This is a genomic window from Amycolatopsis thailandensis, from assembly GCF_042723255.1.
GTDB lineage: Bacteria > Actinomycetota > Actinomycetes > Mycobacteriales > Pseudonocardiaceae > Amycolatopsis > Amycolatopsis thailandensis.
Genome location: NZ_JBHXJK010000162.1, coordinates 1 through 16865, shown reverse-complemented (window position 1 = coordinate 16865; position 16865 = coordinate 1). Strand labels below are relative to the sequence as shown.

The window sequence follows — 16865 nt, the reverse complement described above, 5'->3', positions numbered from 1 at the left end:
GTGCCGGCGACCACCGACGAGAGCAGTACCCGGTTGTAGGCGGTGTGCTTCTCCGCGCCGACGACGGTGAGCCGCACGCGGTCACCCTCGGGATCGCGGCGCTGGATCTCGTCCGCGAGCCGCGCGCCCGCCATCCCGTATCCGGCGATGACCACCGACCGGGGGCTCACGCGACGACCTCGGCCGGGGCGAGCGCGACCGCGCACACCTTGAACTCGGGCATCCGGCTGGTCGGGTCGAGCGCCGGGTTGGTCAGCAGGTTCGCCCGCCCTTCACCGGGGAAGTGGAACGGCAGGAACACCAGGTCCGGGCGCAGCGACGGCACGCAGCGGACCCGCGCGACGGTCTCCCCGCGCCGGGACCGCACGACGGCGAGATCTCCCTCGGCCAGTCCCGCCCGCGCCGCGGTGTCGGGATGAACTTCCACGAAAGCCTCCGCCACGACGTCGTTGAGTTCCTTGACCAGCCGGGTCTGCGCCCCGGACTGGTAGTGCTGCAGGACCCGTCCGGTGGTGGCCTGCAAGGGGAATTCGGCGTCGGGCGGCTCGGCCGGGCCGACGTGGTCCACCGGCACGAACCGCGCGCGGCCGTCCGGATGGGCGAATGAGTCGAGGAACATCCGCGGTGTGCCGGGATGCGATTCCGCCGGGACGGGCCAGTACAGCGCCTCGCCGTCGCGGAGCCTGTCGTAGGTGATGCCCGAGTAGTCGGCGATGCCACCCTTGGATGCGCGGCGGAGCTCGGTGAAGACGGTCTCCGCGTCCGTCGGGAACCGGCCGTCGGGCTGGCCGAACCGGCGCGCGAGTTCGGAAAGCACGCAGAGATCGGTCTTCGCGCCGGACGGCGGATCGATCGCCTTGCGCCGCAGGAGGATCCGGCCTTCGAGGTTGGTCATCGTGCCGTCCTCCTCGGCCCATTGGGTGACCGGCAGGACGACGTCGGCCATCGCCGCGGTCTCCGAAAGGACGAGGTCCGAAACGACCAGGAAGTCCAAAGAGGACACTTTCTCCTGGATGCTCCCGGCGCGGGGCGCCGAAACGACGAGGTTGCTGCCGAACACCATCAGCGCGCTCGGCCCGTCTTCGGTGCCGAGCGCTTCCAGCAGCTCGACGGCCGAACGACCCGGTCCCGGCAGGGATTCCGGCGGCACGCCCCAGACCCCGGCGACGTACTCGCGCGCGGCGGGGTCGTCGATCTTGCGGTAGCCGGGCAGCTGATCGGCCTTCTGACCGTGCTCACGCCCGCCTTGTCCGTTGCCCTGCCCGGTCAGGCAGCCGAACCCGGACCCCTTGCGCCCCGGCAGCCCGAGGGCGAGCGAGAGGTTGATCCAGGCGTTGACCATCGCGGTGCCGTTGGCGTGCTGTTCGGTGCCGCGCGCGGTGAGGACGTAGGCGTTGCGGGCGGCGGCGAGCTTGGCGGCGACGCGGCGCTGATCCGCGGCGGAGACGCCGGTGACCTGCTCGACCCGTTCCGGCCACCACGCGGCGACCGACCGCCACAGTTCTTCGAAGCCGTTCGTGCGCTCGTCCACATAGGACTGATCGAGCAGCCCGTCGGCGACGACGGCGTGCAGGATCCCCTGCGCGAGAGCGAGGTCGGTGCCCGGCGCGGGCGCCAGGTGCAGTCCGGCCAGTTCGGCGGTCGGGGTGCGGCGCGGGTCGACGACGATCAGATCCGCGCCGCGCAGGTGCTGGGTGAACGGCGGCATCGTCTCGGCCGGGTTCGCGCCGATGAGCAGGACGGCGTCGGCGTCGGCGAGATCCGTGACCGGGAACGGCATCCCGCGGTCGGCGCCGAAGGCCTTGATCCCGGCGGCGGCCGCCGACGACATGCAGAACCGGCCGTTGTAGTCGATCTGCGAGGTGCCCAGCGCGACGCGGGCGAACTTCCCCAGCAGGTAGGCCTTCTCGTTGGTGAGCCCGCCTCCGCCGAAGACGGCGACAGAGTCGGCGCCCTTCGCGGCCCGGATCTCGGTGAGCCGTCGCGCGACGAGGTCGAGCGCCTGATCCCAGGTCGCGGGCCGGAGTTCGCCGTCGATCCGGATCAGCGGCGTCGTCAGGCGGGAAGGCGAGGTGAGGAGCTCCCCCGACGTCCAGCCCTTCTGGCACAGGCCGCCGGCGTTGACCGGGAAGTCACGCGGGGCGACGCGGGCGCCGTCGAGGCTCATCCCGCACTGCAGGGCGCAGTACGGGCAGTGCGTGTCCACCGCGCGGGTGGGGACAGGGGTGGCGAGCGGCACGGGCACCTCCTCCAGGCGTCGATAGCGCTTGAAGGTAGGTAGGCCGTGTTACCTGGAAACTCCCGAATGTTTCAGGCGTTTGACATTGCCCCCTGCCGATGGACGTCACACCGTGAGGTCCGGCGGGGCTGAAGGGGACTTTCCCCGCATGCGACGCGGTGAAAGCTCCCTTCACCGCGTGCCATGCGGCGATGGGCCCCTTCAGCCCACTATTCACCATGTGTATAGACTGTGTGTATAGTCGCCCGCATGTCCATCGGGAACACCTTGCTCGGCCTGCTCGAAGCGGGCCCCAAGCACGGCTACGACCTCAAACAGCTCTACGACAAGCAGTTCCGCCAGGATCGGCCGCTGCACTACGGGCAGGTCTACTCGACGCTGAACCGGCTCCTGAAGAACGGGCTCGTCGAGGAGAACGGCGTCGAAGCGGGCGGCGGTCCGGACCGGAAGCGGTACGCGATCACCGAAGCCGGCGTCACCAACGTCGAGGAATGGCTGAAAAGTCCGGAAAGTCCCTCGGTCTACCTGCAGAACACGCTCTACACCAAGGTCGTGCTCGCGCTCCTGTCCGGCCGCGGCGCCCAGGATCTGCTCGACACCCAGCGCGCTTCCCACCTCCGCGCCATGCGTGAGCTCACCGCCCGCAAGACCGACGGCGACCTCGCCGACCAGCTGATCTGCGATCACGCGCTCTTCCACCTGGAAGCGGATCTGCGCTGGCTGGAACTCACCGCCGCCCGGCTCGACGATCTCGCGCGGCAACTGACGCGCTGACCTGGGGACCACAAAGTGGAAACACCGTTGTTACAAGGCTCGGGCCTGCACAAGGCCTTCGGCCCCGATCAGGCACTCGCCGGGGCAGGGCTGACGCTCGAAGCCGGCGAGATCGTCGCGATCATGGGCCCGTCGGGCTCCGGCAAATCGACCCTGCTGCACTGCCTGTCCGGCATCGTGCGGCCCGACGGAGGTCAGGTGCTGTTCCGCGGCCGCGACCTCGCGACCATGCACGACGCCGAACGCAGTGCCCTGCGGCGTACCGAGTTCGGCTTCGTCTTCCAGTTCGGGCAGCTCGTTCCGGAACTGACCTGCTTGGAGAACGTCGCGCTGCCACTGCGGTTGGGCGGCATCAAGCGCCGCCCCGCCGAGCGGCTCGCGCGGGACTGGCTCGACAGGCTGGAAGTCGGCGACTCGGACGACAGCATGCCCGGCCGGATTTCGGGCGGGGAGAGCCAACGGGTCGCCATGGCCAGGGCGCTGATCACCGAACCGTCGGTGATCTTCGCCGACGAACCCACAGGCGCGCTGGACACGCTCAGCGGCGAACTCGTCATGCGCCTGCTTTCCGAGACGGCGAAGCAGACGAACGCCGCCGTCGTCCTGGTCACCCACGAGCCGCGGGTGGCCGCCTACTCAGACCGGGAGATCATCGTGCGAGACGGCCGGACACGTGAACCCGTGGTGACCCGATGACCGCACGCGAAGACCTGTTACTGGGGTTCCGGCTGGCCGTCGGGGGCGGCCGGGGCTCGATCGTCAGGCTCGTCCTGAGCGCCGTCGGCATCGGGCTCGCGGTGGCGATCCTGCTGGCCGGCGCCTCCGCGGGCACCATCAAGGAGAACCGGGACCAGCGGACGTTCGCTTCTTCCGTGCGGAGCGAGCCGATCCCGGGGGTCGACCCGCTGACCTACGGCGCGGTGACGACCGACTTCCGCGGTCAGGCGATCTCGCTCGTCCACCTGCGGCCCTCGGGGCCGAATTCGCCGATCCCGCCGGGCGTGGACCGGCTGCCCGCCCCGGGTGAGGCCTTCCTTTCGCCGAAGCTGGACGAACTCGTCGCGTCCGACACCAGTGGCCTGCTGCGGTCACGGCTGCCCGGCAAGCAGGTCGGGGTCATCGCCGCGGAGACCGTGCTCAATCCGAACGACCTGGTCGCCTACGTCGGCTCGGACACGGTGCGGGAGGCGCCCATGGCCTATGGCTTCGGCGCGAAACCCGGCTACGACAAGGTGCTCGAACAGGGAGTCCTGGCGCTGCTGCTGATCGGGCTCTTCGTCCTGCTCACGCCGGTGTTCATCTTCATCGGGGCGATCTCCCGGCTCGGCGGCGCCACCCGGGACCGGCGGCTCGCCGCGTTGCGGCTGGCGGGCTCGTCCGCCCGGCAGCTGCGCCGGATCACCGCGGCGGAATCGCTCGTGGGCGCCGTGGCCGGGCTCGTCGTCGGCGCCGCGTTGTTCCTGCTCTTCCGCGGCGCGGTGACGAACTTCCAGGTGTTCCGCTTCGGGCTCTACCCGAAGGACCTCACGCCGTCGTGGCCGCTGGTGGTGCTGATCGTGCTGCTCATTCCCGCGCTGACCGTGCTGACGGCGTGGTTCGCCCAGCGGCACGCGGTCGTCGAACCGCTCGGCGTCGTCCGGGAGACCGCGCCGCCGAAGCGGCGGTTGTGGTGGCGGCTGCTGCCGATCCTCGCCGGAATCGCTTTGGTGCTCCCGGACTTCGGCATGGCGAGCGAATCCGGCCGCTGGGCGCTGATCGCCGGGGCGGTCCTGCTGATGCTCGGGATCCCGGTGCTGCTGCCGTGGCTGCTGGAACGCGTCGTGTCCCGGATCAAGGGCGGGTCACCGTCGTTCCAGCTCGCGATCCGGCGCCTGCGTAGCGACAGCGGGACCCCGTCGCGGGTGGTCGCGGGCCTCTGCGTGGTGCTCGCCGGGGCGATCGGGTTGCAGAGCCTGATGGCGGGACAGGCGGCGCTGGGCGCCTACCAGGACACGACGGACGGCCGGACGTTCGTCAACGCGGAGGGCCCGGTGGCGGACAAGGCGATCGCCGCGGTGCGCGCGGTGCCGGGCGCGGCCGATTTCCAGGCCATGCGCTCGATGTTCGTCACCATGGACGGCGCGCTCTCGTCGTTCGCCATCGCCGACTGTCCCACGATCGAAGCGTCGGCGGGAGTGACGGGCTGCAAGGACGGCGACGTGTTCGCCGCGGCGCCGTCGTTCCACAAAGGACAGTTGCTGACGCTCACCGGCAACGACAAGCGGGAACAGCCCTGGACCGTGCCGGTGACGCCACGGCCGCTCGAGGGAAAACCGTCGGGTATGGCCGAATTCCAGGGGGTGCGCGTGTTCGCGACGCCGTCCGCGATGGCGGGCGTCGATCTGACCGCCGCCTCGGTCACGGTCAGCCTGCGTGACGGGGCCGCGAATCCGGACTTCGTCGAACTGGTGCGGAATTCGGTCGCCCCGTTCGGCTGGGACGCCAACGTCGCCGCGTACAACGACAAGCGGATCACCGACGAGGCCCGGATGTTCGGGGACGCGCGGAACATCCTGTTCGGCGGCGCGCTGTTGGTCCTGCTGCTGGCCGGGGTGAGCCTGCTCGTGCTCGCGCAGGAACAGGTCCGCGAACGACGGCGGGCCCTCGGCGCGCTGTCCGCCACCGGTGTTCCGGTCCGGGTGATCCTGCGGTCCCTGGTGTGGCAGAACGGGATCCCGCTGCTGCTGGGGATCGTGATCGCGACGGCGACCGGGATCGGCATCGCCGCGGTGGGCAAGCGGATGTTCTGGCGATCGCTGTACATCGACTGGGCCGCGGTCGGGGTGCTCGCCGCGGCGGCGATCGTGATGGTGCTGCTGGTGACGGCGGCGACGCTGCCGTCCGTGCGCTCGGCAGCGAAGACGGAGAGCCTGCGCACCGAGTGAGCCGTCCGTGAAGGCCTCCTTCTTAGGGGAGGGAGGCCTTCACGGACTCACAGCACAGCGCTGACGTCGCGGGCGGCGGCGCGAAGCCCGTCGTGGGCCGCTCGCGTCGACCGCGGGTCGAGAGCGTTGGCGGCCAGACGGAATAGGACCGCTCGCAGCAGAAGCTGGGGCCACTCGGGCAGATGCGCCCAGCGGTCGAGAAGATCGATGGTGGCGCCGCCCCAGGCCAGCGCGTCGACCGCGACGATCGCGGCGCCCCACTCCCCAGGCCGGTAGTACGGCACGAAATCGACGATGCCGGGGGCTTCGGCGCCGTCGAAGAGCACCCCGGCGAGCAGCTCCCCGTGGACGACCTGGTCCGGCAGTTTGACCGGTCTTCGGGAGCCCGCCAGCACCTCGAACCAGCGGCCGCCCTTGTTCTCGTCGAGGGACATGTCCGCCTCGCCCCAGGCGAGTTTGTCGGCCAGCGCCTCGAGATCGGTGCGCCGTCCCAGGAAATCCGGCCGCGGCAGCCCCGCCGTCGACCGGTGCAGTTTGACCGCCGCGTGCACGACCTCGTCGTAGCGGTGCTCGGCCGTACCGGACACGAACCGGTTCGCCGACCAGCCGCCGACCACCCAGCGGCCGTCGCTGGACCGGACCGGCTTCGCGACCCGCAGTCCCGGCTCGTCGACGGCTTCCAGCGCCCGGGCCGTCCACAAGGTCCGCGACTTGTCCTCGACCGGCTTGAGCACGAGATCGGCGTAGCGCCAGGCTGTGGTGCCGGGCATCGGCTCCGCGTCACCGTCACGTCCGCCGAACGCCGAACAGACGTGTTCCGGAGGGCTCTCAAGGGTGGCACGCACGGCTGGGCACGTTACCCCGTCTTCCGTGCCACGAACGAGAAGACGCGCTGGTCATCGAGTAGCGATACTCAAGACACAATCACGCCTGACCAGCCGTTCTTCCGCCGCGCTTCCCCGACCGGCTCCGGGCTGGTCCGTGAAGGCCTCCTTGAGGGACCCAGGGTCCGTGAAGGCCTCCTTCACTACCTTCAGGGTAGGCAAGGAGGCCTTCACGGCCCCTCGACGCGCGAAATATCCCTTTTGGGCTTTTAGCCTTGAGGTGCGCTTGCAATGAAAGACTCTTTCCTTGCAAATTTGGCAAGGAAAGAGCCTTTCATTGCATCAGCGACCAGGAGCCCAAACGCCCGGGAGAGCAAGGGACCTTTGCTAGCGTTCGTTAGCACACTAACTAACGACAGCAAAGGTCCCTTGCTCTCTTCCCGCAGGTCAGCGACCCCCAAGCCTCAGTACGTCGGCAGGCTCTGGTCGATCTGCCGCGCCCAAGCCAGCACGCCGCCACCGAGGTGGGTCGCGTCCTTGAACCCGGCCTGGTGCAGCGCCGCGAGCGCCTCCGCCGAACGCGCGCCCGACTTGCAGTGCAGCACGATCGGCTTGTCCTGCGGCAGTTCCGCCAGCGCCTCGCCCGAGAGGATCCGGTCCTTCGGGATCAGCGTCGCGCCCTTGATGTTGACGATCTCGTACTCGTGCGGCTCACGGACGTCGATGAGGGCGAAGTTGTCGCCGTTGTCGAACTTGGCCTTGAGCTCCGCCGGAGTGAGCGTGCTGCCCGCGGCGGCCGAAGCGGCTTCGTCGGACACGACGCCGCAGAAGGCTTCGTAGTCGATGAGCCCGGTGATCTTCGGGGTCTCCGGATCCTTCCGGATCTTGACCTCGCGGTACTTCATCTCCAGCGCGTCGTAGCTGACGAGCCTGCCCAACAGCGGCTCACCGATGCCGGTGATCAGCTTGATCGCCTCGTTGACCATGATCGAACCGATCGACGCGCACAGCACGCCCAGCACGCCGCCCTCGGCGCACGACGGGACCATGCCGGGCGGCGGCGGCTCGGGGTAGAGGTCGCGGTAGTTGAGGCCCTTGCCGTTCGGCGCGTCCTCCCAGAACACGCTCGCCTGCCCCTCGAACCGGTAGATCGAGCCCCACACGTAGGGCTTCCCGGTGAGCACGGCGGCGTCGTTGACCAGGTAGCGCGTCGCGAAGTTGTCGGTGCCGTCGAGGATCAGGTCGTACTGCTCGAACAGCTCCAGCGCGTTCGACGACTCCAGCCGGTCGGTGTGCAGGTGCACCTTCACGAAGGGGTTGATCTCGGCGATGGTCTCCTGCGCCGACGCGGCCTTGAGCTTGCCGATGTCGGACTGGCCGTGGATGACCTGGCGGTGCAGGTTCGATTCGTCGACCTCGTCGAAGTCGACGATGCCGAGCGTGCCGACCCCGGCCGCGGCCAGGTACAGCAGCGCCGGGCTGCCGAGGCCACCGGCGCCGATGACCAGCACCTTGGCGTTCTTCAACCGCTTCTGCCCGGTCACCCCGACGTCCGGGATGATCAGGTGACGGCTGTACCGGGCCACCTCTTCCTTGGTGAGCTCGGCGGCCGGCTCGACGAGCGGCGGCAGCGTGCCTGACATCGGGTCCTCCATCTCGCGTGGATCGCGGGTCGCATCCCAGTATCTACAACACGAGAAGGCGGAAACGACTTCCCCTGTTTCAAATCCTGGGATATTCCAGCACGTGAGACGGCGAAGGCTAAGGTGTCTGATTCGGCCAGGAGCCCGGCTTGCAGACGAGGCCGTCCGCGGGCACTCTGCCGCGGTCGCCACCGGGGAGATTGTTCAGCTGTGCCACGAAGTCGTTGGAGACGCCGAACGTCTGCTGCATCATCACCGGCGCGATCCCGCCGTTCACCTTGCAGCCCACGTGCTTTCCGCCCAGGGCGTGCCCGACCTCGTGGTTGATGGCGTACTGGCGATACCCGGTCATGTCGCTCTCGAAGGCCATCGCCCCCCGCACCCAGCGGGCGAGGTTGATCACCACGCGCTTGTCGAAGCTCGACCGGTAGCACGACGTCTCGTAGGTGATCTGGAACATGCAGACGTCCGCGCGGTGCGTCGTGTTGGGTGTGGTGAGACTCACCCGGAAGGTGGGGTTCGGGAAACTCGCGTCGACACGCTGGAGCGCCTTCTTGCCGTCCCACGTCCAGCTCTTGGGATTGGACAGGGTGGCCTCCACCATCGAGGCGAAGCTGTCGTCACCGCCGTAGCTGGCCGAGTCGATTCCGTCCTCGACCTCGATGGTGTACGTGTACAGCTGTCCCGTGCCGACCTTCTCGCCCTTGCCCGGCACCACGTGATAGGTGCCCTGACCGGACTCGGTGAAGACGCCGCCCTTGGGCAGGTCGGCGGTCGGGATCTTGAGGTCGACCGGTTTGGCCGGGTTCTCCGGGAGGACGTCGCCACTGCCGTCGACACCGGTGCCGCTCTCCCCGCCATCACCACCCGAGCTGTCGGACGAAGCGAGACTCGTGCCGTCGGAGGCGATCGGCTCGGCCGGACCGGTGGCGGTGTTGAACACGACCAGCGCGGTGATCACCACGAGGATCGGCAGTGCGTACACGCGCCAGCCGTAGGTCTTGGCGAAGTGGCCGATGCCGCCCTTGCTCTTGCGCTTGGCGGCCTTGCCCTTCGCGGCGCCGGGCTCGTGCGGCTTCCAGGACGCGCTGAGCGGCTGGGCGCTGGTCCGGCGACCGCCCGGGCGGTAACGGTCCTCGTCGAGCCGCTGCGAGGGCGGCGGTGTCGGACGGTACTGACCGGTGCGCGGGACCTCCGAGGTCCGGGGCTGAGCGCGCGACGGACGGCGGGCGGATGCGGAGTACTGAGACCGCCGACCTTCGCCCTGCGCGCCTTGCTTAACCCGATCCACGCGCACCAGGGTGCCATAACCGAACTGTGATGTTGTGAGCGACCGGCGCTTCGCGCGGCGTGTCTCGCCCACCCGAATGGGCTACCAGGTGTCCGTTTCGACCGCTTCCCACATGCCTAAAACGGCCTTCGCTACGACATTCGGGCGTTCCATCTGCGCCACATGGCCGGTTCGGGGGAGAACGAGCAACCGGGCGTGCGGAATCAGCCGAGCGGTCCGCTCCGCGCGCCGGACGGAGATCACCCGGTCGTGCTGCCCCCACACGACGAGCGTCGGCGTGGCGACCGTCGGCGCGACGGCCCACAGCGACGCGGGCCCGCGCGCGGACCACGTCCGGAAGATGCCGAACGTGCTGCGGGCCAGCGCGGGGGCGGCCCAGGCGAACTCGGCACGGGCGCTGTGCTCCTGTTCGAGCTCGTCCAGCCTGCTTTCGGCGAAGCGGGCCGGGTCGGCGAAGCACAGCTTGATGACCTGCATGGCGCGTTCGCGCGGGCCGAGCGCGGCCAGTTGACGGCGCACCCGCGGGCCGATCAACGGCAGGTAGGCGAACGCCATTCGCGGGTCGGACAGCCGCTTCATGCTGGGCCGGAGGTCCGGCATCGCGGGAGAGATCAGCGTCAGTGTCTTCACCAGCTCCGGACGGCGGGCCGCGACGAGCAGCGCGACCGCTCCGCCCATCGAGTTGCCGAGCAGGTGTACGGGCCCGGTTTCGAGGCTCTCGATGTGGTTCGCGACCACTTCGGCGTGCGCGTCGAGGCTGAAGTCGAAGTCGTCGGCCGGCTCCGAATAGCCGAAGCCCGGCAAATCGACCGAAGTGCCGCCCGCTTCGGGCGCCAGCAGCGCGGCGAGGTCGGTCCAGTTCGTGGACGAGCCGCCGAGCCCATGGACGTAGACCGCCGTCTCCGGGCCGCCCGGCGTCCGGCGGATGTGCAATTTCACCCCGCCGACACCTATTGTTTCCCCGGGCCAAGGTGGCGGCGCGGGGTCCAGCGACGGCATCGACCTGCGCGACAGCGGCACGTGGGTCAGCGGCGGACGACCCCGGGCGGCACGGGAAACTGGAGAAGGCACAGTGCCAAGGATGCCCGACCCTTGGCGGTCCGGCCGTACCGGCGAGTAATCTTGAGCTCACTTCACGCGGCGGTGACCCCGCCCCGCGGAGCCCGCTCGACTGCGCTGATGAGTCAGGCTGACGCGTTCTCGGCGGAGACGAGTGCCTCGAACTGGAGGAACGATGACAGAAATGGCGCGACTGGCCCGCGGAGTCCGGCTGCCCAGGACGGAACGCCGCGCCCAGCTGCTGGCCGCCGCGCAGCGCGTGTTCGCCGCGAACGGCTACCACGCCGCCGCGATGGACGAGATCGCCGAGGAGGCCGGTGTCAGCAAACCGGTCCTCTACCAGCACTTCCCCGGCAAGCTCGACCTCTACATCGCGCTGCTGGAGAGCCACGTCGACGAACTGGTGCGACGGGTCAAGGAGGCGCTCGACTCCACGACGGACAACAAGCAGCGCGTCCCGGCGACCGTCGGCGCGTTCTTCGACTTCGTCAACAACGACGCCGGCGCGTTCCGCATGGTCTTCGAGTCCGACCTGCGCGGCGAGCCCGCCGTGCAGGAGGCGGTGGACCGGGCGACGTCGGCCAGTGTCGACGCGATCACCGAGACCATCACCGCCGACGCGGGCCTCGACGAGGACAAGGCCCGGCTGCTCGCCGTCGGCCTCGTGGGCCTCTCGCAGGTCAGCGCGCGGTTCTGGCTGGCGCACCACAAGTCGATGAGCCGCGAAGAGGCCGTCGCCCTCACCGCCAACCTCGCCTGGCGAGGCATCGGCGGCGGCTTCCCGCTCCAGCACTGATCCCTGCGTTTCGTCCTCTGAATGCGGTCCTTGCGCATGCAACTACCGCATTCAGAGGACGAAGTGCGTGGGGTTACTGGGGCAGCAGCTTCTTGATCCGGTCCGCGGCGGCCTGGGCGTCGGCGACGACCTTCGCGGTGTCGATGCCGACAACGCGCCCTTCGCGCTTGAGAGCGCGGCCGTCGACGAAGACCCACGAGACGTTCGCGGGCTGGGTGTTGAAGACCAGCTGATTCACCCAGTCCACCTTCGGCGCGAAGTTGACCGCCTGGGCGTCGACCAGCTGGAGGTCCGCCCGCTTGCCCGGCGTGAGCGACCCGATCTCCTTGTCCATCCCGAGCGCTTCCGCGCCGCCGAGCGTCGCCATGCGCAGGACGTCGGCCGTGGTCGGGTAGACGGCCGGATCCGTCGCGATCGCCCGCTGGAGGCCGACGGCCGCGCGCATCACGTTGAACATGTCGCTCGTGTCGTTGGTGCCGCCGTCGAGCCCGAGCCCGACCTTCATCGCCCGCTTCTTCATCTCCGGCAGCCTGATCACGCCGGACGCGAGCCGCATGTTCGACAGCGGGTTGTGCGCCACGCTGACCCCGGCGGCCGCGAGTTCGTCGAGATCGGCGTCGGTGGCCTGGATGACGTGGTTCGCCACCAGCCCTGGGTGCAGCGCGCCGGCCCGCCGGAGCGCGTCCATCTGCCCCGCGGTCAGATCGGCCTTCGATTCGAGCAGGTGCACGTTCAGCGAGACACCGAGCTCGCGCGCGAGCTTCTCCGACGCCTCGACACTCGGGAAGTTGCCGGTGGACGGATGCGTGCCGATCTGGAGGCGCGCCAGCGGATTCGGGTCGATGACCTCCCGCTTCACCCGGCGGATCTCGTTTTGCAGCGCCGTATCGGTGGTTCCGTTGTAGGAGTAGAGGAAACGCAGTTTCGACTCGCCGAGCGCGCGGAGGCCGCCCTTGGCGAAGTCGGTGTTGAACGCGTGCGACCAGTCGGTGACCGTGGTGATGCCCGTGGAGACGACGTCGGCGGCCGCGAGCTTCGTCCCCGCGTACGCGTCCGCGTCGGTCACCGGCGCCCGGTACAGCGGGATGACGCATTTGCCGAGCCAGCCGATGAGTTCCTTGTCGGCCGCGCAGCCGCGGATGAGCGACTGCCACAGGTGGTTGTGCAGGTCGACGAACCCGGGCAGGACGATCTTGCCGCGCCCGTCGACGACTTTCGCCGAGCCCGCGTCGAGGTCCTTGCCGACCTGTTTGATCTTGGTGCCTTCCAGCACGACGTCGGCGTCGGCGAGGGCGCCGAGCGGTCCTTCGCCGAGGCTGGGGTCCATCGTGAGCACCATCGAGGCGTCACGGATGACGACGCGGCCGGCACCGGTGAATTCCGCCTCGCTCCCGGCTTCGGTGTTCCCGCCGCCGAGACCGCCGAGCAGGGCGGCGCCGAGGCCGACGGCGAGCGTGAGGCTGAAGACGGACAGGACGGATCTGCGCTGTTTCATCGTTTCAACTCCCCAGTCGAAAGCAGCGTTGCAAGATCACGCTAGCGCCTCCGGGGAGAGCAAGGGACCTTTGCTATCGCTTTCGGCCATCCAGCGGAAGCCTGCCCGACCCGGTTTCGGTTTGAATCGGGCGACCGCGTTGCCGATCCGCGAGGAGTAGCCCATGCCCCACATCGCGCTCGACGAGAACCTGCCCGGCATCTCCGCGTTGTTCGCCTACCGGCCGGAGACGGCGGCGCCGCTCAAGCAACTCGCCGAAGTCCTGCTTCGCGGCCCGAGCAGCCTCAGCGTGGGTGAACGCGAGCTGATCAGCGCGGTCGTCTCGCGCGGCAACGACTGCACGTTCTGCTCACGCAGTCATGCCGCCATCGCCGCCGAAGCACTCGAAGGCGGCATGCCGGTCGTCGAGGCCGCTTGGGCGGACGTCGACGGCGCCCCCGTGTCGGCGAAGGTGAAGGCGCTCCTGCACGTCGCGCTCGCCGTCCGCGAAGGCGGGAAATCAGTGGGCGAAGACCTGATCGCCGTCGCCCGCGCCGAGGGCGCGACGGACGTCGAAATCCACGACACGGTCCTGATCGCGGCCGCGTTCTGCATGTTCAACCGGTACGTCGACGGGCTGGCCACCATCGCGCCGGAGGACCAGGAGGCTTACCAAGGGATGGGCGCCAGGCTCCTCCAAGAGGGCTACACCCGCCTCTGAACGGAGCAGGGGACCTTTGCTTACGTCGGTTAGTGCACTAACGAACGTGAGCAAAGGTCCCTTGCTCCCTCTTCAGACCCTCGCGGCGCGGCGGACGAGGGCGGCAATACGGTCTGAGACTTCCTGCGCCCGTTCCTGCGGAAGCATGTGCCCTGCTCCCGGATAGCGCACGAATTCGGCCTCCGGCAGCGCGTCGGCGATGACCTTGGCGTGCGGGGTCGGGCAGAGCCGGTCTCGCTCCCCCGACAGCACGATCACCGGCTTCCCCTGCAACGCGGCCAGCGTGACGCGGCAGTCGTGCCGCGAGATCGCGTCCTGGAATCCGGCGACGCTCGCCGGATGCGCGCACAGCAGCTGCTCGGCGACCGAGTCCACATCGGCCCGCCGAGGACGCCGCCCGAAGACGAGCAGCCGCGCGCCGGGGCGCACCACGGACAGCGGCAACGGCAAGGCGTCCCGGCGGTTCTTCGCGAGCAGCTTCGCGAGCCTCCGTTCGAACCTCGCCGCGCCACTGCCCGCGATCCCCGGCAAGCCGAGGGTGATCCGGTCCATCTCACCGGAAGATGTGGCGACGAACGCGACCCCTGCGACGCGCCGGGCCACGAGTTCGGGGTGCCTGCGGGACAGTTCCATGATCGTCATGCCGCCCATGGAGTGACCGGCGAGCACGAGCGGCCCGTTCGGGACGCGCTCCTGAATCAGCTCCGCGAGATCGTCGGCGAGGGTCGCGATCGTGGCCGTGCCCGGTTTCGCCGGCGCGGAGCCGCCGTGACCGCGCAGGTCGTAGCGCAGAGTCCGGACGGAATCGCCGAGCCGCGACGTCACGCCGTCCCAGGTCCGGTGGTCCTGGGTCCAGCCGTGCACGAGGACCAGCGTGAGCTCGGAGTCGGCGGGACCGCTCGTCTCGACGTGCAGGGCGGTGCCGTCGGCGGTCACGAAGCGGTGCTCGCGCGACGGATCCCAGGAGACGGTGCCGCGCTGCTTGACGCCCCTCATCGCTTCCCCGGCAGCAGGAAGGACTTGCGCCAGAAGTACATGCCGGGTTTGCCGACCAGACCGGATTCCTGGAGGAACGGCATGATCTTCTCGCCCGCCCAGCGCACGCTCTCCTGCCAGTTCGGGTTGTTCATCGCGGCTTCGACGCCGTCACGCGGCCGGATGCCGACTGCCTTGTAGACGCGCGGGTTGATGAACGCCCGGGTCACGAAGTACGAGATCAGCGCGATGATGAACTGCTGATAGATGATCTCCTTCTTCGTCAGCTTCGCCATCCCGCGAGTGACCTCTTCGCGGGCGAAAGTGACGTGCCGGGCTTCTTCGAGAACGTGGATCCGGTTGACCATGCGCACCAGCGGCTGGATGTCCGGGTCGTTCATCTGCTCGCGCTGAAGCCGGTCGAGGACCTCTTCGGCGACGAGGATCGCGCCGTAACGCGCGGGGCCGTAGCTGATCGACGGCATCAGTTTCGCCAGCCGCCGCAGCCACGGCACGGGCCCGTAGGACGGGCAGCCGATCCGCGAAGCCATCCGCGCGAACATCGTCGAGTGACGGCATTCGTCCGCGATCTCGGTCAGCGCGTACTGCGCGTGCGAACTGGTCGGGTCCTCGTCGTAGACCTCTTTGAGCAGCATCTGCATCAGGAGGATTTCGAACCACAGCCCGGTCGTGGCGACACTCGCGACCTCGTGCTTGCCCAGTTCGATGCGCTGCTCTTCCGACAGCGAGTCCCATAACTTCGTGCCGTAGAGCGAAGAACGGTGTGCCGGGATGTAGCGCTTCCCGTCCACGAGCGGAGCGTTCCAGTCGATGTCGACGTCGGGGTCGTAGAACTTGTTGGCGGAAGACTTCAGCAGCCGCTCGGCCGTCTTCTCCCGGTCTGTCTCTTTCAGCGCCCGCGTCATTGCCGACACACCCCTATCTGTAACTCGTGGTAACAGTTACCTCTGGTAGCATGACTTGGGTGATCGAACGTGTCAAGCGCAACAGCAAGCAGTCGAGCAAGCACCCCACGGCGGGTGAGGCCGACACGGGTGACGCCCGTCGCGACCGCTGGCGCAAGCACCGGATCGCGCGCCGCGCCGAGTTCGTCGAGGCCGCACTCCGCGCCCTCGACACCCACGGCCCGGACCTCGGCATGGAAGACGTCGCCGCCGAAGCGGGCGTCACGAAACCCGTGCTGTACAGGCACTTCGACGACAAGGCGGATCTGTACGTCGCGCTCGGGCAGCGCGGCACGGAGATCCTCTTCCAGCGGCTGATCCCGGCGATCAACTCCGAACTGGCGCCGGTCCCCCGGATCCGGATGGCGCTCGACTCGTTCTTCAGCGTCATCGAGGAGCACCCCAACCTTTACCGCTTGCTCGCGCGCGGCGGACTGCAGGAGAAGGTGCTCGTCAAGTCCGACGTCGTCGCCGAGGACAAGGAACTGATCGCCACCGCGCTGACCGCGCTGCTCGGCGACTACATGCGGATGTTCAACATGGATTCCGGCGCCGCCGAACCGTGGGCGCACGGCATCGTCGGCATGGTGCAGAGCACCGGCGAATGGTGGCTGGACCGGCGCTCGATGGGCCGCGACAGCGTCGTCGAATACCTGACGCAGATCATCTGGGCCGCGATCGACGGCCTCTCCCGGCAGCAGGGCATCGTCATCGACCCGAATCTGCCGCTCGAAGAGAACAAGGTCGTCCAGATGCGGAAGACCGAGGAAAAGCAGGTGGAGGGGCAATGAGCGAGCACGACGAAGACGGCTACGCCGGCGAAGCGGTCCTCGTGATCGACGGAGCCGAGATCGCGGCCACGGTCGACCTGCGGGGCTACTTCCAGCCCATCGACGGGTACTACCGCTGGTACGGCCGCGTGGCGACCAACGAGCAGGTGTCCGCGGCAGCCGGTGGCAAGAAGACCGCCGTCGAGATCCGCGCGGGCGAGTACAGCGCGAAGGGCGAACTCTCCGACCCGGACCCGTGGGACCGCTACCGCATCATGGGCACCAGCACGCCTCCGTTCCACGTGCCGACCAGCCTCGAAGAGCTGAACGAACTCAACGCCTGACACCTCTCTCCGGCGCCTCCAAAGTCCGTGAAGGCCTCCTTGAGGGACCCTGGGTCCCTCAAGGAG

General features: G+C 68.8%; 15 protein-coding genes and 1 pseudogene. 7 read left to right on the top strand and 9 right to left on the bottom strand.

The genetic code is table 11. From position 1 onward, the window contains the following. Positions 1–170: pseudogene (locus ACFWMR_RS37825) on the bottom strand (NAD(P)/FAD-dependent oxidoreductase); the annotation flags it as partial. Further along, positions 167–2239, bottom strand: coding sequence for a molybdopterin oxidoreductase family protein (locus tag ACFWMR_RS37820; RefSeq protein ID WP_378381871.1), 2073 nt, complete (start codon positions 2237–2239; stop codon positions 167–169). The pseudogene ACFWMR_RS37825 and the gene ACFWMR_RS37820, both read right to left, overlap by 4 nt. Before the next feature lie 249 nt (positions 2240–2488). Here ACFWMR_RS37820 and ACFWMR_RS37815 point away from each other — a divergent pair, with 249 nt between their 5' ends. Genes ACFWMR_RS37815 through ACFWMR_RS37805 form a run of 3 tightly spaced genes read left to right on the top strand, consistent with a single transcriptional unit; the run spans position 2489 to position 5937 of the window. Further along, entirely contained in the window at positions 2489–3013 is a 525-nt protein-coding gene (locus ACFWMR_RS37815; protein WP_093933780.1) for a PadR family transcriptional regulator, read from the top strand. Between the two features lie 15 nt (positions 3014–3028). Beyond that, positions 3029–3709, top strand: a complete 681-nt coding sequence (locus ACFWMR_RS37810; RefSeq protein ID WP_378277049.1) for an ABC transporter ATP-binding protein — start codon at positions 3029–3031, stop codon at positions 3707–3709. Continuing rightward, a complete protein-coding gene (locus ACFWMR_RS37805) occupies positions 3706–5937 on the top strand; it encodes an FtsX-like permease family protein (protein ID WP_378381870.1) in 2232 nt (743 codons plus the stop codon). The genes ACFWMR_RS37810 and ACFWMR_RS37805 overlap by 4 nt, the downstream gene beginning before the upstream one ends. A 47-nt stretch (positions 5938–5984) precedes the next feature. On the opposite strand, the gene ACFWMR_RS37800 is transcribed toward ACFWMR_RS37805, so the two are convergent. The 4 genes from ACFWMR_RS37800 to ACFWMR_RS37785 form a co-directional block, all read right to left on the bottom strand. Continuing rightward, positions 5985–6782 carry a TIGR02569 family protein gene (locus tag ACFWMR_RS37800; RefSeq protein ID WP_378381869.1) on the bottom strand — a complete coding sequence of 266 codons (798 nt, stop codon included), beginning with the start codon at positions 6780–6782 and terminating at the stop codon, positions 5985–5987. Positions 6783–7225: 443 nt separating this feature from the next. Continuing rightward, entirely contained in the window at positions 7226–8404 is a 1179-nt protein-coding gene (moeZ, locus tag ACFWMR_RS37795) for an adenylyltransferase/sulfurtransferase MoeZ (protein WP_378381868.1), read from the bottom strand. Positions 8405–8522: 118 nt separating this feature from the next. After that, complete coding sequence (locus tag ACFWMR_RS37790; protein WP_378381867.1) at positions 8523–9695, bottom strand: DUF3152 domain-containing protein; 1173 nt, start codon at positions 9693–9695, stop codon at positions 8523–8525. Positions 9696–9776: 81 nt separating this feature from the next. Next, the gene (locus tag ACFWMR_RS37785; protein ID WP_167406079.1) at positions 9777–10634 is read right to left on the bottom strand and encodes an alpha/beta fold hydrolase; all 858 of its coding nucleotides are present in this window, start codon (positions 10632–10634) and stop codon (positions 9777–9779) included. Between the two features lie 295 nt (positions 10635–10929). On the opposite strand from ACFWMR_RS37785, the gene ACFWMR_RS37780 reads away from it, so the two are divergent. Beyond that, complete coding sequence (locus ACFWMR_RS37780; protein WP_005167618.1) at positions 10930–11550, top strand: TetR/AcrR family transcriptional regulator; 621 nt, start codon at positions 10930–10932, stop codon at positions 11548–11550. 73 nt (positions 11551–11623) lie between these two features. On the opposite strand, the gene ACFWMR_RS37775 is transcribed toward ACFWMR_RS37780, so the two are convergent. Further along, positions 11624–13045 carry an amidohydrolase family protein gene (locus tag ACFWMR_RS37775; RefSeq protein WP_378381866.1) on the bottom strand — a complete coding sequence of 474 codons (1422 nt, stop codon included), beginning with the start codon at positions 13043–13045 and terminating at the stop codon, positions 11624–11626. Positions 13046–13208: 163 nt separating this feature from the next. On the opposite strand from ACFWMR_RS37775, the gene ACFWMR_RS37770 reads away from it, so the two are divergent. Further along, positions 13209–13745: a carboxymuconolactone decarboxylase family protein gene (locus ACFWMR_RS37770; protein WP_378381865.1), complete on the top strand. Its 537-nt coding sequence runs from the start codon at positions 13209–13211 to the stop codon at positions 13743–13745. A 72-nt stretch (positions 13746–13817) separates the two neighbouring features. Here the strand turns inward: ACFWMR_RS37770 and ACFWMR_RS37765 are convergent, their stop codons facing one another. Then, positions 13818–14741, bottom strand: coding sequence for an alpha/beta fold hydrolase (locus tag ACFWMR_RS37765; RefSeq protein ID WP_093933773.1), 924 nt, complete (start codon positions 14739–14741; stop codon positions 13818–13820). Beyond that, positions 14738–15646, bottom strand: coding sequence for an AurF N-oxygenase family protein (locus ACFWMR_RS37760; RefSeq protein ID WP_167406078.1), 909 nt, complete (start codon positions 15644–15646; stop codon positions 14738–14740). The genes ACFWMR_RS37765 and ACFWMR_RS37760 overlap by 4 nt, the downstream gene beginning before the upstream one ends. Positions 15647–15696: 50 nt before the next feature. Between ACFWMR_RS37760 and ACFWMR_RS37755 the strand changes: the two genes are divergently transcribed. Both ACFWMR_RS37755 and ACFWMR_RS37750 read left to right on the top strand, forming a co-directional pair. Further along, the gene (locus ACFWMR_RS37755; protein ID WP_093933771.1) at positions 15697–16476 is read left to right on the top strand and encodes a TetR/AcrR family transcriptional regulator; all 780 of its coding nucleotides are present in this window, start codon (positions 15697–15699) and stop codon (positions 16474–16476) included. Further along, a complete protein-coding gene (locus ACFWMR_RS37750) occupies positions 16473–16799 on the top strand; it encodes a DUF4873 domain-containing protein (RefSeq protein WP_093933770.1) in 327 nt (108 codons plus the stop codon). Before ACFWMR_RS37755 ends, ACFWMR_RS37750 begins: the two co-directional genes overlap by 4 nt. Positions 16800–16865 lie beyond the last annotated feature (66 nt).